The sequence below is a fragment of the Micromonospora inositola genome (assembly GCF_900090285.1).
GTDB classification, from domain to species: Bacteria; Actinomycetota; Actinomycetes; order Mycobacteriales; family Micromonosporaceae; genus Micromonospora; species Micromonospora inositola.
On the sequence record NZ_LT607754.1, the window covers coordinates 1,799,142 to 1,822,323 of the forward strand.

Here is a 23,182-nt window from a genome sequence, read left to right on the forward strand (position 1 = left end):
CGGCCGGTCCGGGCCGTCCGGTCCGGCAGACTGAAGGCATGAGCGCACGAGTACGGGCCCCCGAGCTGCGCGGTCGGGGCTGGCTGAACACCGGCGGCAGGGACCTGAAGCTGGCCGACCTGCGCGGCAAGATCGTCCTGCTGGACTTCTGGACCTTCTGCTGCATCAACTGCCTGCACGTGCTCGACGAGCTGCGCCCGCTCGAGGAGAAGTACGGCGACGTGCTGGTCGTCATCGGCGTGCACTCGCCCAAGTTCGAGCACGAGAAGGACCCGGACGCGCTGGCCGCCGCCGTCGAGCGGTACGGGGTGCACCACCCGGTGCTCGACGACCCCGAACTGGACATGTGGCAGCAGTACGCGGCGAAGGCCTGGCCGACGCTGTCGGTGGTCGACCCCGAGGGTTACGTGGTGGCCACGATGGCCGGCGAGGGACACGCCGAGGGGCTGGCCCGGCTGGTCGACGAGCTGATCGCCACCCACGAGGCGAACGGCACCCTGCACCGGGGCGACGGCCCGTACGTCCCGCCGGCCGAGCCGGACACCACGCTGCGTTTCCCGGGCAAGGCCGTGGCGCTCGACGGCGGCAACCTGCTGGTCTCGGACTCGGCCCGGCACTCGCTGGTGGAGCTGGCTCCGGACGGCGAGAAGCCGGTCCGCCGGATCGGCGCCGGCGCCCGTGGCCACGCGGACGGCCCGGCGGAGACGGCCACCTTCTCGGAGCCGCAGGGGCTCTGCCTGCTCCCGGCGCATGTCGCCGAGGTGGCCGGCTACGACGTGGTCGTCGCGGACACGGTCAACCACCTGCTGCGCGGGGTGCGGCTGGACACCGGTGAGGTGGTCACGGTCGCCGGCACCGGGCGGCAGTGGCGGTCGACGGTCGACGACCACGCGCACGACGCCCCCTCGGTCGACCTCTCCTCCCCCTGGGACGTGGCCTGGTACGACGACAAGGTCGTCATCGCCATGGCCGGCATCCACCAGCTCTGGTGGTTCGACCCGATCCAGCGGACCGCCGGCATGTACGCGGGCACCACGGTCGAGGCGCTGCGCGACGGCCCGCTGCCGGACGTCTGGATGGCGCAGCCCTCCGGCCTCTCCGTCTCGGCCGACGGCGCCCGGCTCTGGATCGCGGACAGCGAGACCAGCGCCCTCCGGTACGTCGAGAGCGGCGTCATGGGCACCGCCGTGGGCCAGGGGCTCTTCGACTTCGGCCACGTCGACGGCCCGGCCGACCGGGCGCTGCTCCAGCATCCGCTGGGGGTGTGCGCGCTGCCGGACGGCTCGGTGCTGATCGCCGACACGTACAACGGCGCGGTCCGGCGCTTCGACCCGGAGACGGAGCAGGTCGCCACGGTGGCGGACGGGCTGGCCGAGCCGAGCGACCTGGTGCTCACCGCCGAGGGTGAGGTGCTGGTGGTGGAGTCCGCAGCGCACCGGCTGACCCGGCTGGCCCCGGGCGCGCTCTCCGCGGCGGGCGCCAGCACGGTGGACGGCCCGAGGCACCGGGCCGAGCGGAAGCCGACGGACGTGGCGGCCGGCGAGGTCACGCTCGACGTGATCTTCACGCCCGCGCCGGGGCAGAAGCTGGACGAGACGTACGGGCCGTCGACCCGGCTGGTGGTCTCCGCGTCCCCGCCGGAGCTGCTGATCGAGGGCGCGGGGACGACGACGGACCTGTCCCGCCGGCTGGTGGTCAACGGCGAGGTGGCCGGCGGGGTGCTGCAGGTGACCGCCCAGGCGGCCACCTGCGACGCCGACGTCGAGCACGCCGCCTGCCACCTCACCCGGCAGGACTGGGGCGTCCCCGTGCGGGTCGTCGCCGACGCCGCCACCCGTCTCCCCCTCGTCCTGCGCGGCCTGGACGCCTGAGCGCCGGCCCCGCCGTGGGAGGCCGGGACCCGGTCTGGCCCGCCGAGCGGCGGCACGAGTTCGGCGGTCAGGCGAACGGGGAGAGGGTGACTCCGGCATCGATCAGCGCGGCCCGGACGAGGGCGGCGGAGGCCACCGCGCCGGGGGTGTCGCCGTGCAGGCAGATCGACTCGACGTGGCAGGGCACCACCCGGCCGTCGACCGCGACCACGGTGCGCTCGGTGGCCATCCGGACGGCCCGGTCGGCCACCTCCTCCGGATCGGTGACCAGCGCGTTCGCGGCGGTTCTGGGGACCAGTGAGCCGTTGGGCAGGTAGTTCCGGTCGGCGAAGCCCTCGGCGACCACCCGCAGCCCCGCGCCGACGGCGAGCTGAGCGAGTACCGAGCCGGGCGCGCAGAGCACGGGCAGCTCGTGGTCGTACCCGCTGACCGCGGCGACCAGGGCGGCGGCCTGGGCCTCGTCGCAGGCCGCCGCGTGGTAGAGCGCGCCGTGCGGCTTGAGGTAGCGGACCCGGGTGTGGAACAGCCGGCAGAACGCCTCCAGCGCGCCGAGCTGGTACGTGACCTCGTCGCGGAGTTCGGCGAAGTCGTACGCGATGTGCCGGCGGCCGAAGCCCGCGAGGTCCCGGTAACCGACCTGGGCGCCGACGGCGACCCGGCGCTCGGCGGTGGCGGCGCAGACCCGGCGCATGGTGGACGCGTCGCCGCCGTGGAAGCCGCAGGCGACGTTGGCGGAGGTGACCAGGTCCAGCAGGGCGTGGTCGTCGCCGAGCCGCCAGATGCCGAATCCCTCGCCGAGGTCAGCGTTCAGGTCCATGGAACGTCACCGTAGTCCCTGGCCGGGCCTGCGCGAGCGGGGTCACGTCGTCCACCACACCGACGACCGGGTAGCCGCCGGTGGTCGGATGGTCGGCGAGGAAGATCAGCGGCTGCCCGTCGGCCGGCACCTGCACCGCCCCGAGGACCAGTCCCTCGCTGGGCAGTTCCCCGGTCACCGCGCGGGGCAGGGCCGCGCCGGTCAGTCGCGCGCCGACCCGGTTGCCCACCGGGCTGACCAGGTACGCCGTGCCGAAGAGCAGGTCCGGGGCGGCGGGTGTGAACCAGTCGTGCCGGGGGCCGAGGCGCAGGATCAGCCGCAGCTCGTCCGGGACGGGAGGCATGACGGTGACGTCGACCGGGGCGGGGTGCCCGACCGGCTCGCCGAGGGGCAACCGGTCGCCGTCGCGTACCGGGGGCGGGCCGAGTCCGGAGAGGGTGTCGGTGGCGCGGCTGCCCAGCGCCGGCGGCACGTCGATGCCACCGGAGACGGCCATCCAGGTGCGCAGGCCGGCCCGGGTCGGGCCGATCCGCAGCACCGCCCCGGCCGGCAGGGACAGCGGCCGGCCCACGTCCCCCGGACGCCGGTCGGTCCACCGGCCCCGCTCACCGGGCCGCCGGTGGCGCCACCAGCTGCCGTCCCCGGGCCGGCCGCCAACCGGACGACCCACCTCGGCCGGCGGTTGGTCGATGAGGATCTCGACCTCGGCCCCGGTCAGCGCGACGCAGGCGGCCCGACTGAACCGCAGGTCGCAGCCGGTCAGCGTGATCTCCAGCCCGGCGGCGCTCGCCGGGTTGCCGACGAGCCGGTTGGCCAGCCGCAGCGCGGCCGGGTCGAGCGCGCCGGAGCGGGGCACGCCGAGGTGGGCGAAGCCGGGCCGGCCCTGGTCCTGGACGGTGGTGAGCGCGCCGGCCCGGAGCACCTCGATCACGCTGAGCACGCCGGTTCGCGACTGCGGGGCTCGCAGCACGGGCTCACTCCTCGCGCTCACGGGACACCAGCCGTACCGGGCTGCCGGGCGTGAGCCGGGCCGGCGGGTCCGCGTGCACGTCGAACAGGACGAGGTCGGTCCGGCCGACCAGCAGCCAGCCGCCGGGCGAGGCGGTCGGATAGATCCCCGCGTACGGCCCGGCGAGTGCCACCGAGCCGGCCGGCACCCGGGGCCGTGGCGTGGCCAGCCGGGGGACGGCCAGCTCGGCGGGGAGCCCGGTCAGGTACCCGAACCCGGGCGTGAAGCCGCAGAAGGCCACCCGGAACTCGGTGCGCCGCAGTCTGTCGACCACCTCCGGCACCGTCACCCCCCAGTGGCCGGCGACGGCGGGCAGGTCCTCCCCGTCGTACACCGTGGGAACCTCGACCGGGTCGACGGCGGCCGTGGTGGTGACCGGTCGGGGCGTCCAGGTGGCAATCCGGGCGGCGGCCTCGGCGGGGTCCGGTACGCCGTCCAGCAGCACGGTCGCCGCGGCCGGGACGATCTCGGTGGCGGTCAGCTCGCCGGCGTCGCGCCGGCGCCACAGCTCGGCCCGCCACGCCTGGACCTGGTCGGGGTCGTCACAGTCGAGCAGGAGGGCGTGCGCGCCGACGGGTCGGATCCGCATCCCGCCATAGTGGCGGATCCCCCCGACGACCAGGGTCCACCGGCCGGTCAGGTCGCGTGATTGTCCACACTACTTGCAAGTAACCTACGGTGCCGTAGCCTATTGGCGTGACCACCTCCGCACCGCTTCGGCTCAAGCCGGTCGACATCGGTAAACCCCGGATGCGCGGCTGGCTGCACACCTACGCGTTCTTCGCCGCGCTCGTCTGCGGCATCGTGCTCTGCTCGATCGCGGCCGCCCGGCCCGGCTGGGCGCCCCTGGTCAGCTGCCTGATCTACAGCCTGACCGTCTGCGGGCTCTTCGGCACCAGCGCCCTCTACCACCGGCGGGTCTGGTCCGAGCGCGGCTACCAGATCATGCGCCGGATGGACCACTCGATGATCTTCGTCTTCATCGCCGGCACGTACACCCCGTTCTGCGCCCTGCTGCTGGACACCCGGCACGCCAGCATCATGCTCGGCCTGGTCTGGGGCGGGGCACTGACCGGGGTGGCGGTGAAGCTCATCTGGCCGCACGCCCCGCGCTGGGTCTCCGCACCGCTCTACCTGGCGCTCGGCTGGGTCGCCGTGACGATGCTGCCGGAGATCCTGCACTCCGGCGGCGTGACCGCCCTGGTGCTGCTGATCGTCGGCGGCGCGATCTACAGCGTCGGCGCGGTCTTCTACGCGCTGCGCCGGCCCAACCCGTGGCCCACGGTCTTCGGGCACCACGAGTTCTTCCACGCCTGCACCCTGGTCGCGGCGATCTGCCACCACATCGCGATCTACTTCGCGCTCTTCTCCTGACCCGGCTCTCCTGGCCTGGACATGGTTCGAGGGCCCCGCGCCGTTGCGGGACCCTCGAGGTCGCTGCGGTACGGCTCAGGCGGGGTAGCCCGGGCGGCGCACCTCGCGGTACTCCTCGCGCACCACCCGGTCGTCCTGCACCGGCACCACCGGCTCCTCGGCCACGACCCGCTGGCGCACCGGCGCGGCGACCACGGTACGGCGGCGGCTGCTCCAGAAGTAGAGGGTGGTGATCAGGCCGACGAGACCGACCAGCATCAGCACCCAGCCGACGACATTCAGGTCGAGCCATCCCAGGTTGGCGTTGATGGCGAACGCGAAGATCGCGCCCAGCGCGATCAGGAAGATGCTGGCACCGATGCCCATGACGTCGCCTCCTTGGCGTTCAGCTGGCGTTTCCTACCCGCCGCGGCCATGGATGAGGTAGCGGCATCCATCGACTTACCCAGGCGCTCCGATCGCCAATCAGGCAAGCTGTGCGCATGACGGACGCCAGAAACCAGGAGCGGACACTGGTGCTGCTCCGGCACGCCAAGGCCGAGCAGTCCCAGGACGCGCCGGACGCGGAGCGGCCGCTGACGGCCCGGGGGCACGCCGACGCGGCCGCGGCCGGCGCCTGGCTGGCCCGGCACGCGCTGCTCCCCGACGTGGTGCTCTGCTCCACCACCCGGCGGACCCGGCAGACCTGGCACGGGGTGGCCATGGGCATGACGGGATCCCCGCCGGAGGGCGGCCCGACGGGGTCGACACCGGTGGTGCGTTACGAGGCAGGGGCCTACGAGGCGCAGCCGGACGAGCTGCTGGAGCTGGTCCGCGCGGTGGAACCCGGCGTGGGCACCGTGCTGCTGATCGCCCACAACCCGGGCGTCTCGCTGCTCTCGGCGCGGCTCGACCCGCAGCGGGCGGATCCGGACGGGCTGCGCACGACCGACCTGGTGGTGCACCGCCCGACCACGCGCTGGGCGGAACTAGCCCCGGGCGGCGCCCCCATCACCGCCCGGCACACCGCACGGGGCTGAGGTGCGGTGAGGGGCCCGGTCACGGGCCCCTCACGGATCAGGACGGCGGCGCCGTCGGCGGCGGCGGGTCGGGCGGCGGCGGCATCATCGCGGTCGGGTGGGAGAGCCGGTTCTCCTCCACGATGAGCGTGCGGGCCCGCTTGCGACGGTCCTGCCAGAACCAGAGCGTGGTGAGCAGGACGGCCAGCCCGGCCAGGATGAACACCCAGCCGACCGCGCGCAGGTCGATCCACCAGACGTTGGCCCGGATGGCGAAGGTCATGATCGCGCCGAGCGCGATGAGGAAGATTCCGCTACCAATGCCCATGTGCGCTGCACTCCCCTGTGCGGTGGCCCTTGGGCGTGCTCTGACGTGGTCCGCGACGGTTACCCGTCCGGCGACGCGCCTACCGGTCCGCGCAGCGAAATAACGACGGCGGCCGGCGAGCTCGCGCTCGCCGGCCGCCGGTGTCGGTGTGGAACCGGACTCCTCACCCCGTAGGGCTCAGAAGGCCTCCTCCGGGAGGTCCATGATCTCCAGGTCGGCGCCCTCGATGATCCGCCGATCGGCACCGATGCGGGGCAGCACCTCGCGGGCGAAGAACCGGGCGGCGGCCACCTTGCCGGTGTAGAACGCCTTGTCGGCGGCGGAAACCTCGCCGGCCAGCGCCTTCAGCGCCACGTCCGCCTGCTTCTGCAGCAGCCAGCCGACCACCAGGTCGCCGATCGCCAGCAGGAAACGGCGGCTGCTCAGGCCGACCTTGTAGAGGCTGCGCGCGTCGCCGCTCTGCGCCTCGGCCAGCCAGCCGGTCATCACGCCGAGGATGTTCTGGATCTCGGCGAGCGCCTTGCCGAGCGCCTGCCGCTCCTCCTTGAGCTGGCCGTTGCCGGCCTCGGAGGCGATGAACTCCTGGATCTCGCCGGCGACCGCCATCAGGGCCTTGCCGTTGTCCCGGACGATCTTCCGGAAGATCAGGTCGAGGCTCTGGATCGCCGTGGTGCCCTCGTACAGGGTGTCGATCTTGGCGTCCCGGACGTACTGCTCCAGCGGGTAGTCCTGGAGGAAGCCGGAGCCGCCGAAGGTCTGCAGCGACTCGTGGCCGAGCAGCTCGTACGCCCGCTCCGAGCCGACGCCCTTGACCAGCGGCAGGAGCAGATCGTTGACCCGCTTCGCCAGCTTGATGGCCTTCTCGTCGCCGGCCGCCTCGGCGATGGCGACCTTGTCCTGCCAGGAGGCGGTGTAGCAGACCAGCGCCCGGAGGCCCTCGGCGTACGACTTCTGCAGCAGCAGCGAGCGGCGCACGTCGGGGTGGTGGGTGATGGTCACCCGGGGGGCGGTCTTGTCGGTCTGCTGGACCAGGTCGGCGCCCTGCACCCGGTTCTTGGCGTACTCCAGGGCGTTGAGGTAGCCGGTGGAGAGGGTGGCGATCGCCTTGGTGCCGACCATCATCCGGGCGTACTCGATGATCATGAACATCTGCCGGATGCCGTCGTGCTTCTCGCCGAGCAGCCAGCCCTTGGCCGGTACGCCGTGCTCGCCGAAGGTCACCTCGCAGGTGTTGGAGACCTTCAGGCCCATCTTGTGCTCGACGTTGGTGGCGAAGACGCCGTTGCGCTCGCCCAGCTCGCCGGTGTTCTCGTCGAAGTGGTACTTCGGCACGACGAAGAGGGAGAGTCCCTTGGTGCCCGCGCCGCCGACGCCCTCGACGCCGACCGGACGGGCCAGCACGTAGTGGACGATGTTGCCGCTCAGGTCGTGCTCACCCGAGGTGATGAAGCGCTTGACGCCCTCGATGTGCCACGAGCCGTCCGGCTGCTGGATGGCCCGGGTCCGACCGGCGCCGACGTCCGAGCCGGCGTCCGGCTCGGTGAGCACCATGGTGGAGCCCCACTGCTTGTCGATGAAGAGCTTGGCCCACTTCTGCTGCTGCTCCGTGCCCTCGACGTGCAGCACGTGCGCGAAGGACGGGCCGGAGGCGTACATCCAGATCGGGGCGTTGGCGCCGAGCACCATCTCGGCCAGCGACCACCAGAGGGCACGCGGGGCGTTGGTGCCGCCGAGCGCCTCGGGGAGGTCCAACCGCCAGAACTCGGAGTCCATGAACGCCTGGAACGACTTCTTGAACGACTCCGGCAGCGGCGCGGTGTGCGTCGCCGGGTCAAACACCGGCGGGTTGCGGTCGCTGTCCGTGTAGCTGGCGGCCAGGTCCTCGCGGGCCAGGCGGTCGACCTCGGAGAGGAAGCTGCGGGCGGTGTCGACGTCCAGGTCGGTGTACGGCGCCTGGCCGAACGTCCGGTCCGCCCCGAAGACCTCGAACAGGTTGAACTCGAGATCCCGAAGGTTGCTCTTGTAGTGGGTCATGCTCGCTGGCCCCGCTTCCGGACAGGTTACCGATCAGTAACCCCGACTGTATTACTCGCGGGTAGCGATCGACAAGCCGATCCACCAAGTGACAGCGATTACACACTTCCAGTTCAGTTTCCGGCCAGCGCGGCGGCCCCGGAGAAGCCGGTGGCGGCCACTGCCAGGACGGTCACGACGACGTACGCGATGTGCGTGTCCACTCCGGTTCGGATCAGTTGGCGATGCCGACGGTCTGCCCGACCGACTCCGGCCGGTCGAGCAGGTGGCGCATGGCGTGGGCGACGTCGGCCCGGGAGACGGTGAGCCCGCCCCGCACGTTGCACCCGTACGCGGTCCGGTAGGTGCCGGTCAGCGGCCGGTCGGTCAGCCGGGGCGGACGCACCACCGTCCAGTCGAGCCCACTGTCCCGCAAGACCTCCTCCATCAGCGCCAGGTCGGCGTAGTGCCGGCGCAGCACCCGCCTGATCGCCGGCCCGAGCAGGTACCGCATCAGGGGGCCGTCGCCCGGGTCGCGCCTCGGCGGGTGCGGCCGGCCGGGGGACGGGACCGTGCCCACCGGCGCGGCGCTGACCACGACGATCCGGCGTACGCCGCCGGTGGTCATCGCCTCGATCACGGCCCGGGTGCCCCGGGTGGCGATGCCGGCGTCGGCCGCCGAGCGGGGGCCGAGGCCGGACAGGACCGCGTCGGCCCCCTCGACCGCGGCGCGCAGCGTGGTCGGGTCGGCCGTCGCCAGGTCGGCGGCGACCACCCGGACCGGCGCCCCGGCCAGCTTCCCGGGGTCCCGCACCATGGCGGTGGCGTCGTCTCCGGCGGCGACCGCCTGGTCGACGAGGTGCCGGCCGACACCGCCGGTGGCGCCGACGATCGTGAGCTTCATGGAAACGCCTCCTCGCTGTCGACCGCGATCGGCGGCCGGGCCCCGTAAGATATGGAAACCGTAACAGTTGATACGAGGCTCAAACAATATGGATCCCGTAGAATCTGAGGACTCGCGTCGCCGTCGCCGCACGGCGATCCGGATCAAGGAGACGATGCGCGAGCTGAACAACCAGCTCGCGCTCCTCAATCACCACGTCGGCGTACGCCTTTCGCTGCGCGACGTGGATTTGGACTGCCTCGACCTGATCGCCCGGCACGGACCGCTCAGCCCCGGTGCGCTGGCCCGGCGGGCCGGGCTGCACCCGGCGACCATGACCGGCATCCTCGACCGGCTCCAGCGCGGCGGCTGGATCGTCCGAGAGCGGGACCCGGACGCCACGGACCGCCGGTCGGTCACGGTCCGGGCGCTGCGCGAGCGCAACGCGGAGCTGTACGGCCTGTACGCCGGCATGAACAGCGCGATGGACGAGATCTGCGCCGGGTACGACGAGACCCAGCTCGAGGTGATCGCCGACTTCCTCCGCCGGGCCGGCGAGGCGGGCCGGCGGGCCAGCGACGAGCTGGCCGACGGCTGAGGGCAGCGTCAGCTCTCGGCCGCGCCGACCTCCCAGCTCGGGACGGCGGCGGTCGGGCCGCTGCGCGGGCCGGTGTACTCCATCAGGACCAGCGCGATGTCGTCGTCCAGCCGGCCGTGCACCCACTCGACCAGGGCGGTCTCCAGCGAGGCGAGGCCGTCGGCGACCGTGCCGTGACCGAGCAGCCGCCAGGCCCGGTCGGCGGTCGGGAAGAACTCGCCGTCCCGGCGGGCCTCGCCGAGGCCGTCGGTGAAGAGCAGCAGCCGGTCGCCCGGCTCCAGCCGTTCCACCCGGGGGCGGACCACCGGCATGAAGCCGAGCGGGGGCGCGGGCGCGGGCGGTTCGAGCGGGATCACCGCGCCCCGACGCAGCAGCAGCGGCGGCGGATGTCCACAGTTGACGATGGTGAGGGTGCCACCCCGCTCCTCGACCAGCGCGGCGGTGACGAAGTCCTCGTCGCCCACGTTGCGGGCCACCGCCCGGTCCAGGTCGGTCACCACGGCCCGCAGATCCGCCCGCTCGTACGCGACGTGCCGGTAGGAGCCGAGCACGATGCTGGCCAGGCGGACCGCGTCCAGCCCCTTGCCCCGGACGTCCCCGATGATCATGCGGACGCCGTACGGGGTGTCCATCGCCTCGTAGAGGTCACCGCCGATCTCGGCGGTGGCGGTGGAGGAGATGTAGCGGCCGGCCACCGAGAGGGTGCCGACCTGCGGGCCGAGCGGCCGGAGCACCGCTTGCTGGGCCACCGCCGCCAGCTTCGACAGCTCGGCGATCTGCTCCGCCTGCCGCTGGCGTACCGAGGCGACCGCGGCGGCGATCGCGGTGGCCAGGGCGATCCCGGCGACGTTGACCGCGCTGACCAGCGACATGGTCCGCTCGGCGAGGGCGAAGCTGGCGCCGATGACGGTGGCGAGGACACCCACGCCGAGCACCACCCGCCAGGAGGCCAGGGCGGCGGCGAGGAACGGTGCGGCGACCATCAGCGCCACGTAGTGCGCCGGCCGACCGTCGGCCAGTTCCACGGCGGAGACGAGTGCGAGCAGCGCGAGGGCCGCGCCGAGGCCGGCGCGGGATCCGGGACTCAGCGGGCCGCGGCCCGACTGGAAGGGTTGCGTGCGTACACCGGACAGCATGCCTGATGGACGTGAAGCGGTGAATGAACCTGGCCCGTCGTCCGAGGGTGTTCTGTCCGGCCGGCCCGCCCGGCCGGCCCGATCGCCGTCCGTCACCCGGTCAGCCGAGCACCTCGTACTTGACGGTCACCTCGCCGAGGTCGACGGAGGCGATCGCCTGGAACGCGGCCCGGGACAGGTCCAGGCAGCGGCCGTCGACGTACGGGCCGCGGTCGTTGATCCGGACGACGACCGACTTGCCGTTGGCCGGGTTGGTCACCCGGACCTTCGTGTTGAAGGGCAGCGTCTTGTGGGCGGCGGTCAGCGCGTCCGGGTTGAAGGTCTCCCCGTTGGCCGTCATCTGCCCCTCGTCGTAGAAGGACGCGCCGCAGGAGCCGCTGTCGACGACCTTGGCCGCCGCGCTGGCGGTCTTCGCCGTGGCGGTCGGCTTCGGGCTGGCGGTGCGCGCCTTGCTCCGGGAGGCGGCCTGGGTGCGAGTCGCCGTCGGGCTGGGGGTGGCCTTGGGCGTGGGGCTCGGCGCGACGGACGCGCTGGGCGAGGGGGACGCGGAGCTGGGGGCGAGGCTGCTGGGCAGGCCCTCGGCGACGGCCGGCTCGGGGGCGGCCGAGCCGGAGGTGAGCTGGACCGCGCCCACGGTGCCGCCGACGGCGAGCACCACGCCGACCGCCGCGGTGGCCGCGATGCCGGCGGGCGAGGAGAACTTGCGGGTACGGAAGTGCCTACCAGCCACCGGCCCGGTCCTTTCGTCAGCTGAACAAACCGGCTCGGACCGTAACGAGAGAAGTACTTCCGAAGTCAACGTGATCATGGTGGTATGCCCATATTTACCCTGATACGTGTAGCCGGTCAGCCTGGCCCCGATGGCCGATCGGAGGAATGATCGCTGGCCATGGCCCGTCCGGCATCGCCTGGCGTCGGTGTCCGAGGATGGGACGGTGCTGAGCGAACGCCTCGTCGAGCTGTTCCGCTGGGTCGATCCCGGTCCGGGGAGCGACCACCTGGTCAGCGACGTCTCCGGCTGGTGGCGGGACCCGGAGGTGCTGGTCGCCCTCGGTCCGGCCCTGGTGGCGCCCTTCCGGCCCGCCCACCCGACGGTGGTGCTCGCCCCGGCGGTGACCGGGCTGCTGCTCGGGCCGCTGGCCGCGACCGCGCTCGGGGTGGGCTTCGTGCCGGCGTACAAGACGGGTGACGGGCGGCTCCCGGCCGGCGCGGTCAGCTGGGCGCAGAGCCCGCCCGACTTCCGGGGCCGACGGGTCACCCTCGGGATCCGGGACCGCCACCTCGGCCCGGGTGACCGGGTGCTGCTCGTGGACGACTGGGTGGCCACCGGCGCCCAACTGCGCGCGCTGCACGACCTCTGCGCGGCCCGCGGCGCCGAGGTGGTCGGCACCGCCGCCGTGGTCGCCGACTGCCCGCCGGAAGTGACCGCCGAGCTGGGCGTCCGCGCCCTGGTCGACGCCGCCCGCCTCCTCGCCTGACAAGGCGGGTCCGCGCTTGACCTCAAGCGCGATTGAGGTCCGACGATCATCGGCATGGACGACGGAATCCTGGACGAGGCGTACCAGCGGCTGCACCGGACCGGCCCGGAGTTCGAGGGCTGGCTCTCCAACCACGGTCCGATGGCGGTCGAGGCACTGGTGCGGCACGGGCACGGCACACGGGTGCATCGCTGGCTGGACGACTACCTGCGCCGCCTCGACGAGCTGCCTCGCGGCCTGCGGCCGATCGACGACTGGCGGGCGGCGCTCGGCGACCCGAAACGGGCCGGCGACTGGCTCGCCCACTTCGACCGCGAGCTGCGTGAACGCCCCTGGCGGGAGGTGCTCGGCGCCTGGTGGCCCCGGCTGCTGCCGGGGATCGCCGCCGGCGCCACCCACGGGGTGATCCGGGTCGGGCACGCCGTCCGGGTGCTGCTCAGCGACGGCGCCGGAGCGGACCGCCTGGCCGAACTGGGTCAGGCGCTCGGCTACTGGGCCGCCCGGTGGCAGCCGGTGCCCGGGGCCGGCCCGCTCACCGGCCGGGCGGACGTGCCGGCCGCGTTGGCCGGGGTGCCCCGGATCGCCGAGCAGAGGGGCGGGATCCGGGAGCGGCTGGGCCGGCTGCCCGACGTACCGGAGTGGCCTGGCGCGGTGACGGCGCTCCGCCCGCCGACCACCCCGGCGGAGGCCGAGCGGGCCCTCACCGACCTGGTGCACCGGGCGAGCCTGGACTACCTCCGGTTCGGGCACGCCAACCCGGTCATGCTGGTGCACGCGGTGACCGCGCCGACCGCGGTGCTGCGTACCCTGCACGCTCTCGATCCGGGGCTCTGGGCGCCGAGCCTCACCGCGGCCTGGTCGGCCACGGCGGCGGTGACCGCGGTGTACGCCGCGCCGAAGCCGGCCTCCCTGCCGGCGGTCGCGTCCGGCTCCCCGGCGGAGGTGTTCGCCCGGGCCGCCCGGCACGGCGACGCGCACGTGGTCAAGATGGCCGACGCGGTGCTCGACGCGCACGCCGCGACCGGCGACGAACGGGTCCTGACGGCCGCCGGCTACGCCGGTCAGCTGATCTGACGCGCTGCCCGGCCGGGTCGGCCTACTCCATCGTGCTGGGCTCCGGAACCGCCGGCGTCGGGCTGGTGCGCTGCATGGGCGCCTGGGTGGCCGTGACCGCCGGCCCGGGCTGCAGCATCCGCGTGAAGACGTTGCGGAACAGGGTTGACATCGCGGGATCGCTTCCCAGCGCGCCGGCAAATGCGATCGAGGACGCGCTGAAGACCAGTGCGCCGTTGGGCTTCTCCATGAACACCATGGCGGCACCGCCGCCGGAGTTTTCCCCTCTGGCGATGACCTCGGACTCGGCGGCCTCGCCGGCGAGGCCCAGCATCGCGTCCATCTCCCAGCCGCTGGCGGCGCCGTTGTAGCCGCTGAGGCCGAACCTGCTGCCGACGGTGAGGCCGGTGCCGGCCAACAACGGGTGGTCGCGCACCACCCGGTACGGGGCGTAGCTGCCGGCGGTGGCGTAGTTGACCCCGACCAACTGTGAGGCGGGCAGGCCCAGCGCGGCGTAGGGGTCGCGCTTGCCGTCCGGTCGGCGGTACGTCACCACGGTCCGACCAGCGTCGACCCGCACCCGCTCGTAGATGCCATTGCCGCCGGAGTAGATCAGCCGACCGCCGCCGGCCTGATAGTTGACGAGATGCTGCCGCATCGCCTCCGACCAGTACTCGGGGTGGCTGCCCAACACGAGAACCCGGTAACGGGTGAGCCAGCTACCAGAGGCGTGCAGGTCGGCGTCCTCGTAGCAGTCGAAGGCGAGCCCCTGCTTGGACATCCATCGCGTCAACATCAGGTCCGACCACATCGTGTGATCAAAGATTGCGGGATCGTCCACGTTCAGCTCAGTCGAGGGACGACGCGCGGAGAGGGGGCGCGGCCCGGACATGTCGGTGCAGTACTGGTTGTGTCCGCCCCAGGTGTTGTAGGCGTTGTAGGTGAAGGTCGGAAGCAGCACGGCGATCTGGCTGGTGGGCTTCGTCGGCCGGACGATGAACGGCACGTACCGGTGGAGCCGGTGCGGGCCGTCGAGCCGCGCCGCGTACAGACCGGGCTGCCAGTCGGCCGGAATCCGCAACCGGATCCGATCCGACCAGTCGCAGCCGACACGGATGAAGCCGGTCGGCAGCGACTGCACTCCACCGGTGACCCGCATGGGAGCGGAGACCACCTGCGGCGCCCCGGCGTTGGGTGCCAGCCGCACCATCGACGCGGTGACCGACGGAAAGCCGGTCGAGACCGCCACAAGGAGCGTCCCCCCCTGCAACACGCTCGGCGTGTTGGGGTAGCCCTGGAGGGCGGCCCGAGACTGGACCGTCCAGCCCGTCCCGACCTTCGTCGCCGATCCGCCGTTGAGCCAGACGGCCCGTCCGTCGGGACCGGCGGTGGTGTAGTTGATCAGCCGGTGGTGGAGGATGGTGCCCGTCTGCCTGCTGGTGGCCGGGTCCGGTGGGATGGCGTACAGAACACCCTGGCCGGTCAACCACACCCCGTCGTTCACCCCGGCATCGCGGAGCCCGCCGAGGATCCGAAGCCCGGAACCCCGTGCCCACAAGCCCCTACCGATGTGCCGGTGCCAGAAGACGACGCCGTAGCGGTACGCATAGATGACTCCTGAGGCGTCCGCTTGGAGCACCGCACCCCGGAAGCCCCTGCCGACCCGCATGCCCGTGGCCGTCCACGCTCTCCTCGACGGGCTGTACTGGTGCCAGAACAGCTGTCCGTCGGTATCCTGCCCGTAGATCGCGCCGTCGAACCCGCACAGCCGGGGATACCGGTCGAACCCGGTGCCGATCTGACCACCGCTGAACAACGAACCGGCGCCGGTCAGCGGATCGGACAGGTCGTAGCGGTAGTGGTGCACCGTGCCGTCGCCGCGGACCCCGTAGAGCGAGCCGTTGGTGCTGCCGAAGACAGTCTGGAACTCGTGCCAGCCCGAGCCGATCTTGCGGCCGGAACCACTCGCCCAGCTGGATGTCCCGGTCTGCCACCCCAGGTGGCGGTACCAGAGGAGGGAGCCGTCAGCCTGGATCGCGTAGACGACTCCGTTTCCTCCGCCGACCAGCCGGATGAACCGCTGCTGGGGGTCGTAGGCGGGAACAGCGGCCGACGCGGGGGCGAGACCCGTCAGCAGCGTCGGCGAAACGGAAGCCGCGACGATGGCGCCGTCCCGAAGGAAGCTCCGGCGCGGCATGCCGTCCGGCTTCTGGTGCTCAGTCATGACCGTCCCCCTCAGTCAACCCACAGACGCTGAACACCCTATTTCGAGGGTCACGACAAGTTTGTCCGCGCCTGGCAGCCGGCGAACAATTGGCACTGTCCGCGAGGACCTTCAGCCGGGGGTTCCGATCCCATCAGTCGACCGGACGATTGACGATCGGGTGGCCGCGAGTTCCGGCGTGCTGCGACCGGAGACGGGCGGGTGCGGGCGGCGGCCGGCCACGCCGGTCAGCTCGTCTGAACGAACTCCTCCACCGCCGTGCAGACCCGGCCCAGCACCTCGGCCGAGCAGGCCAGGGGGCCGGGCACCATCAGCGAATGGTCGGCGTCCGGGATCTCCAGCACGTGCGGCGTGAGCCGGCGGGCCACCGCACCGTCCCAGAGCTTGTCCGCCGTGCCGCCGACCAGCAGGAACGGCTCGGTCGCCCGGTCCAGCGCCTTGGTCACGTCGGCCCGGTTGAGCAGCGGGGTGAGCCAGACCGCGCGCAGCCCACGGTCGGCGGCGAGCGGACTGGCGAATGTGCCGAGCGACTTGCCGACCAGCAGGTGGGTGCGCTCGGCGAGGGCCGGCGTCACCTGCTCGGCCACCCACGGCGCGGCCCGGTCCGCGCCGAGGTCCCGGGGCACCTCCCAGGTGATCTCGTGGGTGTCGAAGCCGACGCGGCGCAGCGCCTCGCCGACATAGACGAAGAGCGGGGCCCGGGTGTCGTAGCCCCGCCCCGGAACGAGCACCGCGCGCCGGTCCGCCATGGTCTCCTCCTCGTCGCCTCTGCCCGCCGTCGTCACGGTAGCGCCGACCGCCCGGACAGTGGGGGACGTTGAAATGCTCCGGACACGAGATCATCCGGCGGCGTAGCCTCGGCAGGATGTGGCCCCGGATCGGTGGACTCCGCTCGCTCGCCCTCGGCACGCCCGGCGAGCTGCGGACCACGCTCAACACCCTGGTGCTGGCCGGCGCAAAGACGGCGACCGCCGGCCTGCTCACCGAGTACGCCGAGGAGAACGAAGAGCTGGAGCACGCCGGCGAACGGCTGGTCCTCGTCGACGACCACGACGCGCTGGCCGGGATCGTCGAGGTCACCGGCGTCGAGGTGGTCCGCTTCGCCGACGTACCCTGGGACTTCGCCCGGTCCGAAGGGGAGGGCGACCGGTCCGTCGAGGGGTGGCGGGCGGGTCACGCCGCCTACTGGGCCCGGCAGGGCACCCCGGTCACCGACGACACGCAGATCATCTGCATCCGGTTCCGGCTGGTCTCCGGCGGGGACGGGGGCGTCGCCACCGGAGACCTCGGCACCTGAGGTGAGCCTCGCGCCACGTCGCGGTGCGTCCGGACCGCTGCCGGGCGCCGGTCGCGTGCCGGGTCAGGCGCGGCGCAGCTCGGGCAGCAGCCGGGTGGCCACGTCCGCCAGGATCGCCTCGTCGCCGGCGTACCAACTGCTGGCCCGCGGCCAGTGGCTGACCACGTCGGTGAAGCCCAGCCTCGCGGCCCGCTCGACCTGGTCGGCGAAGAAGTCGGCGCTGCTCAGCGAGAAGACCGGCGCCGCGTCGAGCGACAGGTAGCGGTCGAGGGTGGCCGGGTCGCGGCCCGCCGTGGCCAGCGTCTTGTCCAGCCGGGCGGAGAGCTCGGTGACCGAGTCCCACCAGCTCTCCAGGTCGTCACCGCCGGCGCCGGTGGTGACCCAGCCCTGACCGAACCGGGCCACCAGCCGCATCGAGCGTGGCCCGTTCGCGGCGACCACGAACGGCACCCGGGGCTGCTGGACGCAGCCGGGATTGTTCCGGGCGCCGACCGCGGCGAACCAGTCACCCCGCCAGGTCGTCCCGTCCTCCCGCAGCGCCAGGTCGAGCAGCTCGGTGAACTCGCCGAAGCGGTCCACCCGCTGCCGCGGCGGCAGCGTCTCCCCGCCGAGCACGGTGGCGTCGAAGCCGATCCCGCCGGCGCCGATGCCGAGCAGCAGCCGACCGCCCGAGACGTCGTCCAGCGCGGTCACCTGCCGGGCGAAGGCCGCCGGGTGCCGGAAGTTGGGCGAGGCGACCAGCGTGCCGAGCCGGATCCGCGAGGTCACCGTCGCGGCCGCAGTGAGCGTGGTCACCGAGTCGAACCACGGGCCGTCGACCAGGTCCCGCCAGCCCAGGTGGTCGTAGGTCCAGGCGTGGTCGAAGCCCCACTCGTCCGCCTGCCGCCAGCGGCGCTGCGACTCGGACCAGCGCTGGTCGGGAAGGATCACGATGCCAATCCGCATGATCGTCAGCGTACGTGCTCGTCGTCCAGTGCGAGGCGTCTCAGCCAGCGCTGGGCCCGATCCAGTCCGGTTCCACCCCGCGACGACGTCGGCGCGCTGACCCTGCGGGCTGTCAGGGTCGGAGAGCGGCCAGCTTGACCATCATCCGGCCCATGTGCGGGTCGAGGGTCTCCGGGTCCGCGTCGGCCACTTCCCGCCCGGTCCACCAGCGGACGGCGCGGAACTCGCCCGGGTCGGGCGTGAGCGCCTGTTCGCGGCTGCCGCTCAGCACGAACCAGAGGCTGACGTCGGTGTGCCGGTCCTCCGGCGGCCCGACGGTCCCGGTGACGGTGAGGAAGAGGGGACGCTCACCGGGGCGCGGCGGGAATACCGCGGGCATGCCGAGCTCCTCCACCACCTCGCGCCGGACGGTCTCGACGGGGTGCTCGCCCGGCTCGACGTGGCCGCCGCTGGGCAGCCACTTCCCGGCCCTGACGTGATCGACCAGCAGGACGCTGCCGTCCGCCACATCGTGCAGCAGGAAGTATGCGACCAGGTGCGGCGACGGGGTGCGCGGCGTGACCCGGCGAAAGATGTCGTCGGTCCCCGCCAGCCAGGACAGGCACTCCGCCCGGTGCCGGGCCTCCAGGTCATCCATCGGCGTCAGGGATTCGACCAGGGCACGGATCTCGCTCTCCACCCGCATTCCACGCATCCTGCCAGCTGGCTGGGACAGACCGCGGGCGTCGGGGTCGTGGGTCGGCGTCCGCCGAGGCCCGACGAAGTCGCGCACCGGATGCCGGGCGTCCGCCGTCACGGACGCCATCGGCGGTACGACGAAGGGCCCGGCCGCGACGGCCGGGCCCTTCGCCTGTCGACCTGCTACCGGTTGCCGGCCCGCAGCGTCTCGAGCGCCCGGACGGCGGCGGCCTCATCCGCCGTACGCGCCATCGCGCCGGCGCCCACCGTCGCGCCAGCTCGCGACGGGGCGCCCACGTCGGTCGGGTTGTAGACCCTGGTCGAGCCGAGCGGGCCGCCGATCCAGGTCCCCGCCTCGGTGAGCTGGCTGTCGCTGACCACCGAAGCGGAGCCGAAGACCAGGGCGGTGTGGACGGCGCCGCTGGTCTCGTCCAGGGCGTCCCGCGCCGCCGGTCCCAGCGCGGACGCGGTGCCGGGGGTGAGCACCAGCGGACCGTTGAGCGCACCCATCAGCGCACCGCCGGCCAGGGCGTCCGGCCAGTCGGAGCCGGTGGCCACGCCGATGTGCTGCTCCCCGTGGAAGTACACCCGAGCGACCGCCGCCGCCGTGTCGTAGCGGTCGTCGCCGACAAGGTCGAGCGCGTCGTCGTCGTACGCCTCGGCCGCCGCCGCGGCCGCCCGACCGATTCCGATGATGTACCGCCCCGCCGACAGCGAGTCGAGGTAGTCCCTGGTCGCCCCTGGCATCACGGCGTCGTTGGTGAGCACGATCACCGCTGTCGGGATCTCCGCGAAGATGTAGGAGCCGGCGGCGGCACCCGCCGCGAGGGCGTCCGGAAAGTTCATGCCGGTGGCGACGAACACCATCCCCGGGTCCGCGTCCATCTCCTTGGCGATCGCCACCGCGGTGGCGAACCGGTCGGTGCCGGCGAGCCGCCGCACGGTGTAGCCGAGCCCCCGGATCTGGTCCTCCACCGCGGTGGAGAGTGCGCCGGGGCTGCCCAGCAGGTAGACGGTGCCGCCGGGGGCGAGCACCCGCTGGATCTCCGCGCCGGTGCCCCACTCCAGGCTGGTCGGCGGGGTCAGCAGCAGGGGGGCACGCTTGGCCGCCGCCAGCGCCGAGCCGCCGAGCGCGTCGGCGAAGGTGTCCGACCGGGACAGCACCACCGCACGGGCCCGCTCCCGGGAGTCCGCCGGGTCGGCGACGCTCGCCCAGCGCGACCGGGAGACGGAGACCGCGGTGGAGAAGCGGCTGTCGCCGGCGAGCCGTCCCACCCGGTCCTTGCGGCGGGGCTGGTAGGCCGGCACCCCGTCGACGATGGCGAGCACGCTCGGGCTGGCGGCGGCCGATCCGTCGGCCGGCGCGATGGCCACGGTGGGGCCCTGCCGGAACGCGATCCGGCTGCCGTCCGGAGACCAGGTGGGAGAATCGTGCGCCACCGGGTTGCTGGTGACCGCGACCTCGTTCCCACCGGTCAGATCAGAGACGATGATCTGGCCCTCGCGGACGAAGGCCACCCTCCTGCCGTCCGGCGAGAAGGCGGGGTTCCCGCCGTTGTCGTCCACCAGCGTGACCCGGCCACCCTGGGCCCCCGGCTCGTAGAGCATCACAGCGGGCTGACCGGTCGGCTGACCGGTGCCGTCGTCGTCCTCGCGCTGGAACACCACCCGCCCGTCGGGCCCGCCATCCGGATTGCGGTAGTGCTTGCCGAAGCCGTACGGCGAGATCTGCTCCTCCCCGACGCCCCAGGTGCTCGCACCCATCCGGATGGTCCAACCGGAGGTGGCGTCCGACTTCTCGGCCCACACCACGCCGCTGCCGTCGCCGAGCCAGGAGGTGCCGGCCCGCTGGCGGCCCGGGATCGGCGTCAGGACCACGTCCTGCACCTTGCCGGTGCCGTCGAAGCGGATCGACCGGATGCGCTGATCGGGGCTGAGGTAGACGGCCCGGCTGCCGTCGGGCGACCAGGACACGTCCCGCATCGCCTCGGGCACCGGGTTCCTCAGCGTCTGCCGCGCCGGGTCGCCGATGAAATCGATCGAGGTGGCGTTGTTGCTGATGGTCAGGACACTGCCGGAGCCAGGCAGACTGGCGTGCGCAGCGGGCGCGCCAGCCACGGACACGGCGGAGATGACCGCGAGGCTCGAGGCGAACGCCCCGGCTCTGCGGAACTGCGCTGATGACAAGAGAAGAACTCCCCGTTGGAGGACGCGCCGCGACATGCATCGATCAGCCGGCTGGTCCGGGCGGGCGGCGGCACGTGTCCGATCACTGTAAAAGAATCTGTGGCCGCCGCGCTGCCCCGCCGAGCCCGCCCACGCGGAAGGGCCCGGTCGGATCGACCGGGCCCTTCTACGTTCGCCGACCGGTGACCGGCCGGATGCTCGCCGATCAGCGGCGGGCGGTGCGCTCCGGGAGCGACTCCGCCGCGGCCGCCGCCTGCTCCGGCGTACGGACGACGTCGGAACCGACCGTGGTGGCACCGGCGACGCGAAGCGAGTCAGCGGTCCGGGCAGTGGACGACAGGCCGATGTCGGTCGAGTTGCTGAGCAGCGACGACCCGAGCGGACCACCGATCCACGTGCCGGCCTGGCTCTGCTGGTTGGACGACACCACGGCGCTGGAACCGAAGATCAGCGCGGTGTGCACGGATCCGCTGCTCTCGTCCAGCAGCGCCTGCGCCTCCGCTCCCAGCGTGGTGGCGGTACCGGGGGTGAGCAACAGCGGGCCGTTGAGCAGGCCCATCAGCGCACCGCCGGAGAGGGCGTCGGGCCAGTTGGTGCCGGTGGCGAGACCGATGTGGTTCTCCCCGCCGAAGAACGTCCAGGCGACGAAGAGGGCGGTCTCGTAGCGTCCGGTGCCCGACACCTCGAACGAGTTCGGGTCGTAGGCGGCCGCCGCGTTGGCACCGAAGAGGCCGATGCCTGCGATGTCACGAGTGCCCGCCGGCAGGGTGTCCAGGAAGCCCTTGGTCGCCGCCGGCATCGTGGAGTCGTTGGTCAGCAGCACCACGGCGCTGGTGCCACTGCCCGGGTAGTCGTAGGAGCCCGCCGCGGCACCGGCCGCGAGCGCGTCCGGGTAGTTCATGCCGGTGGCGAGCAGGACCAGGTCGGGGGTGGGGTCGATCGCCTTGGCGATCGCCACCGAGGTGCTGAACCGGTCGGTGCCGGCCAGCCGCACCACGGTGTAGCCCAGCGCCTTCACCGCGTCCTCCACCGTGGTGGAGATCGCGCCCGGGCTACCCAGCAGGTAGACCGTGCCGCCGGGGGTCAGGGTCCGCTGCAGCTCCGCCTGGCTGGTCGCCTCCAGGCTGGTCGGCGGGGTCAGCAGCAGCGGGCCGCGCTTGGCCGCCGCCAGCGCCGAGCCGCTGAGCGCGTCGGCGAAGGTGTCCGAGCGGGACAGCACCACGGCCTGAGCCTGCTCGCGCGTGTCGGCCGCGTTGCTCACGGTCTTCCAGTGCGACTGGGAGACCGCCGCCGCGGTGGTGAACCGGGAACTGCCGGAGAGCCGGACCGACCGGTCCTTGTTCCGCGGCTGGTACGCCGGGACGCCGGCGGCGGTCGAGACCACGGCCGGGTTCGCCGCCTGCGAGCCGTCGGCCAGCGCGGTGGCGATCGTGGAGCCCTGGCTGAACGCGATCTTGGTGCCGTTCGGGGACCAGGTGGGGTTGTCGTGCCCGGCGTTGCTGGCGACGACCACCTCGTTGCCGCCGGTCAGGTCGGAGACGATGATCTGGCCGTCGCGGACGAAGGCCACCTTGGTGCCGTCCGGCGACAGGGACGGGTTGGACCCGTTGTCGTCGACCACGGTGGTCTGCGCGGCGCCGTTGGAGAAGTCGTAGAGGATGACCGCCGGGGTGCCGGTGGGGTTACCGGCGCCGTTGTCCGCCTGCCGCTGGAAGACGACCTTCATGCCCGGGCCGCCGTCCGGGTTCAGGTAGTGCTGGCCGTCGTCCGGGGAGATGTGACCGCCGGGGAAACCGGAGCTGCTGGGCGCGATCCGGACCATCCACTTGCCGGTGCCGGCCTTCTCGGCCCAGACGACGCTGCTGCCGTCACCCCGGTAGGAGGGGCTGTTGCGCAGAACGCCGTCCTCCGGCACGGCGACGTACCAGAGGTCGCCGCTGGCGTTCCAGCGGATCGAGGTGATGCCGCCGTCCTGGTCGACGTAGGCGGCCCGGCTGCCGTCCGGCGACCAGGACGCGTTCAGCATGCTGTCGCCGAGCGGGTTGACGAGCGTCGTACGGGAGCTGTCGTTGAGGAACTTGAGCGACGTCGTGCTGTTGCTGACGGTGAGCACCTCACCGGTGCCGGGGAGGCTCGCGGTGGCGGCCGGCGCACCGGCGATGAGAGCGGTGGAGCCCACGGCGAGAGCCGAGGCGAGCGCAGCAGACCTGCGCAGAGACGATGGTGGCAAGGGAACTCCCTGCTGAAAAGCGCCGTAGGTTTGCACCCGTCCGCCGGCCGATCCGGCGCGGGG

General features: G+C 72.8%; 22 protein-coding genes. 7 read left to right on the forward strand and 15 right to left on the reverse strand.

The window, feature by feature from the left end; translation table 11 throughout:
* The first annotated feature begins 38 nt into the window (after positions 1 to 38).
* Positions 39 to 1,871, forward strand: a complete 1,833-nt coding sequence (locus GA0070613_RS08615; protein WP_089011820.1) for an NHL domain-containing thioredoxin family protein — start codon at positions 39 to 41, stop codon at positions 1,869 to 1,871.
* Between the two features lie 67 nt (positions 1,872 to 1,938).
* Here the strand turns inward: GA0070613_RS08615 and GA0070613_RS08620 are convergent, their stop codons facing one another.
* From GA0070613_RS08620 to GA0070613_RS08630, 3 genes are read right to left on the reverse strand one after another with little or no spacing between them, the layout of a single operon-like run.
* Positions 1,939 to 2,688, reverse strand: a complete 750-nt coding sequence (locus tag GA0070613_RS08620) for a LamB/YcsF family protein (RefSeq protein WP_089011821.1) — start codon at positions 2,686 to 2,688, stop codon at positions 1,939 to 1,941.
* On the reverse strand, positions 2,672 to 3,658 hold the full coding sequence (locus GA0070613_RS08625) for a 5-oxoprolinase subunit C family protein (protein WP_231929714.1): 987 nt from the start codon (positions 3,656 to 3,658) through the stop codon (positions 2,672 to 2,674). Before GA0070613_RS08625 ends, GA0070613_RS08620 begins: the two co-directional genes overlap by 17 nt.
* A 4-nt stretch (positions 3,659 to 3,662) precedes the next feature.
* The gene (locus GA0070613_RS08630) at positions 3,663 to 4,286 is read right to left on the reverse strand and encodes a 5-oxoprolinase subunit B family protein (RefSeq protein WP_089011822.1); all 624 of its coding nucleotides are present in this window, start codon (positions 4,284 to 4,286) and stop codon (positions 3,663 to 3,665) included.
* A 107-nt stretch (positions 4,287 to 4,393) separates the two neighbouring features.
* On the opposite strand from GA0070613_RS08630, the gene trhA reads away from it, so the two are divergent.
* On the forward strand, positions 4,394 to 5,071 hold the full coding sequence (trhA, locus tag GA0070613_RS08635; RefSeq protein ID WP_089011823.1) for a PAQR family membrane homeostasis protein TrhA: 678 nt from the start codon (positions 4,394 to 4,396) through the stop codon (positions 5,069 to 5,071).
* Between the two features lie 75 nt (positions 5,072 to 5,146).
* Here trhA and GA0070613_RS08640 read toward each other — a convergent pair whose 3' ends face one another.
* Entirely contained in the window at positions 5,147 to 5,437 is a 291-nt protein-coding gene (locus GA0070613_RS08640; RefSeq protein ID WP_089011824.1) for a DUF6458 family protein, read from the reverse strand.
* A gap of 116 nt (positions 5,438 to 5,553) precedes the next feature.
* On the opposite strand from GA0070613_RS08640, the gene GA0070613_RS08645 reads away from it, so the two are divergent.
* A complete protein-coding gene (locus GA0070613_RS08645) occupies positions 5,554 to 6,090 on the forward strand; it encodes a SixA phosphatase family protein (protein ID WP_089011825.1) in 537 nt (178 codons plus the stop codon).
* 37 nt (positions 6,091 to 6,127) lie between these two features.
* Here GA0070613_RS08645 and GA0070613_RS08650 read toward each other — a convergent pair whose 3' ends face one another.
* The 3 genes from GA0070613_RS08650 to GA0070613_RS08660 all read right to left on the reverse strand — a co-directional run bounded on the left by GA0070613_RS08650 (position 6,128) and on the right by GA0070613_RS08660 (position 9,314).
* Positions 6,128 to 6,397, reverse strand: a complete 270-nt coding sequence (locus tag GA0070613_RS08650) for a DUF6458 family protein (RefSeq protein WP_067300694.1) — start codon at positions 6,395 to 6,397, stop codon at positions 6,128 to 6,130.
* Between the two features lie 177 nt (positions 6,398 to 6,574).
* Positions 6,575 to 8,431, reverse strand: coding sequence for an acyl-CoA dehydrogenase (locus GA0070613_RS08655; protein WP_089011826.1), 1,857 nt, complete (start codon positions 8,429 to 8,431; stop codon positions 6,575 to 6,577).
* 214 nt (positions 8,432 to 8,645) lie between these two features.
* Complete coding sequence (locus GA0070613_RS08660; protein ID WP_089011827.1) at positions 8,646 to 9,314, reverse strand: NAD(P)-dependent oxidoreductase; 669 nt, start codon at positions 9,312 to 9,314, stop codon at positions 8,646 to 8,648.
* 154 nt (positions 9,315 to 9,468) lie between these two features.
* Between GA0070613_RS08660 and GA0070613_RS08665 the strand changes: the two genes are divergently transcribed.
* Positions 9,469 to 9,891: a MarR family transcriptional regulator gene (locus tag GA0070613_RS08665; RefSeq protein ID WP_231929715.1), complete on the forward strand. Its 423-nt coding sequence runs from the start codon at positions 9,469 to 9,471 to the stop codon at positions 9,889 to 9,891.
* 8 nt (positions 9,892 to 9,899) lie between these two features.
* Here the strand turns inward: GA0070613_RS08665 and GA0070613_RS08670 are convergent, their stop codons facing one another.
* Positions 9,900 to 11,027: a PP2C family protein-serine/threonine phosphatase gene (locus GA0070613_RS08670; RefSeq protein WP_089011829.1), complete on the reverse strand. Its 1,128-nt coding sequence runs from the start codon at positions 11,025 to 11,027 to the stop codon at positions 9,900 to 9,902.
* 100 nt (positions 11,028 to 11,127) lie between these two features.
* On the reverse strand, positions 11,128 to 11,757 hold the full coding sequence (locus GA0070613_RS08675; RefSeq protein ID WP_172875772.1) for a septal ring lytic transglycosylase RlpA family protein: 630 nt from the start codon (positions 11,755 to 11,757) through the stop codon (positions 11,128 to 11,130).
* Positions 11,758 to 11,887: 130 nt separating this feature from the next.
* Between GA0070613_RS08675 and GA0070613_RS08680 the strand changes: the two genes are divergently transcribed.
* Together GA0070613_RS08680 and GA0070613_RS08685 are read left to right on the forward strand one after the other, a co-directional pair.
* Positions 11,888 to 12,505: a phosphoribosyltransferase family protein gene (locus GA0070613_RS08680; protein WP_089011831.1), complete on the forward strand. Its 618-nt coding sequence runs from the start codon at positions 11,888 to 11,890 to the stop codon at positions 12,503 to 12,505.
* Positions 12,506 to 12,559: 54 nt separating this feature from the next.
* Positions 12,560 to 13,579: a questin oxidase family protein gene (locus GA0070613_RS08685; RefSeq protein ID WP_089011832.1), complete on the forward strand. Its 1,020-nt coding sequence runs from the start codon at positions 12,560 to 12,562 to the stop codon at positions 13,577 to 13,579.
* A 22-nt stretch (positions 13,580 to 13,601) separates the two neighbouring features.
* Here the strand turns inward: GA0070613_RS08685 and GA0070613_RS08690 are convergent, their stop codons facing one another.
* Both GA0070613_RS08690 and GA0070613_RS08695 read right to left on the reverse strand, forming a co-directional pair.
* Entirely contained in the window at positions 13,602 to 15,782 is a 2,181-nt protein-coding gene (locus GA0070613_RS08690; protein WP_089011833.1) for a N,N-dimethylformamidase beta subunit family domain-containing protein, read from the reverse strand.
* Positions 15,783 to 16,009: 227 nt separating this feature from the next.
* Positions 16,010 to 16,531, reverse strand: coding sequence for an alpha/beta hydrolase (locus GA0070613_RS08695; RefSeq protein ID WP_089011834.1), 522 nt, complete (start codon positions 16,529 to 16,531; stop codon positions 16,010 to 16,012).
* A 116-nt stretch (positions 16,532 to 16,647) separates the two neighbouring features.
* Here GA0070613_RS08695 and GA0070613_RS08700 point away from each other — a divergent pair, with 116 nt between their 5' ends.
* On the forward strand, positions 16,648 to 17,079 hold the full coding sequence (locus GA0070613_RS08700; RefSeq protein WP_089011835.1) for an ASCH domain-containing protein: 432 nt from the start codon (positions 16,648 to 16,650) through the stop codon (positions 17,077 to 17,079).
* A gap of 63 nt (positions 17,080 to 17,142) precedes the next feature.
* On the opposite strand, the gene GA0070613_RS08705 is transcribed toward GA0070613_RS08700, so the two are convergent.
* The 4 genes from GA0070613_RS08705 to GA0070613_RS08720 all read right to left on the reverse strand — a co-directional run bounded on the left by GA0070613_RS08705 (position 17,143) and on the right by GA0070613_RS08720 (position 23,068).
* On the reverse strand, positions 17,143 to 18,024 hold the full coding sequence (locus tag GA0070613_RS08705) for an LLM class flavin-dependent oxidoreductase (RefSeq protein WP_089011836.1): 882 nt from the start codon (positions 18,022 to 18,024) through the stop codon (positions 17,143 to 17,145).
* A 112-nt stretch (positions 18,025 to 18,136) separates the two neighbouring features.
* Positions 18,137 to 18,709, reverse strand: coding sequence for an NUDIX domain-containing protein (locus GA0070613_RS08710; RefSeq protein WP_231929716.1), 573 nt, complete (start codon positions 18,707 to 18,709; stop codon positions 18,137 to 18,139).
* A 176-nt stretch (positions 18,710 to 18,885) separates the two neighbouring features.
* The gene (locus GA0070613_RS08715; RefSeq protein ID WP_172875773.1) at positions 18,886 to 20,889 is read right to left on the reverse strand and encodes a cell wall-binding repeat-containing protein; all 2,004 of its coding nucleotides are present in this window, start codon (positions 20,887 to 20,889) and stop codon (positions 18,886 to 18,888) included.
* A gap of 205 nt (positions 20,890 to 21,094) precedes the next feature.
* A complete protein-coding gene (locus GA0070613_RS08720) occupies positions 21,095 to 23,068 on the reverse strand; it encodes a cell wall-binding repeat-containing protein (RefSeq protein WP_089011838.1) in 1,974 nt (657 codons plus the stop codon).
* Positions 23,069 to 23,182 lie beyond the last annotated feature (114 nt).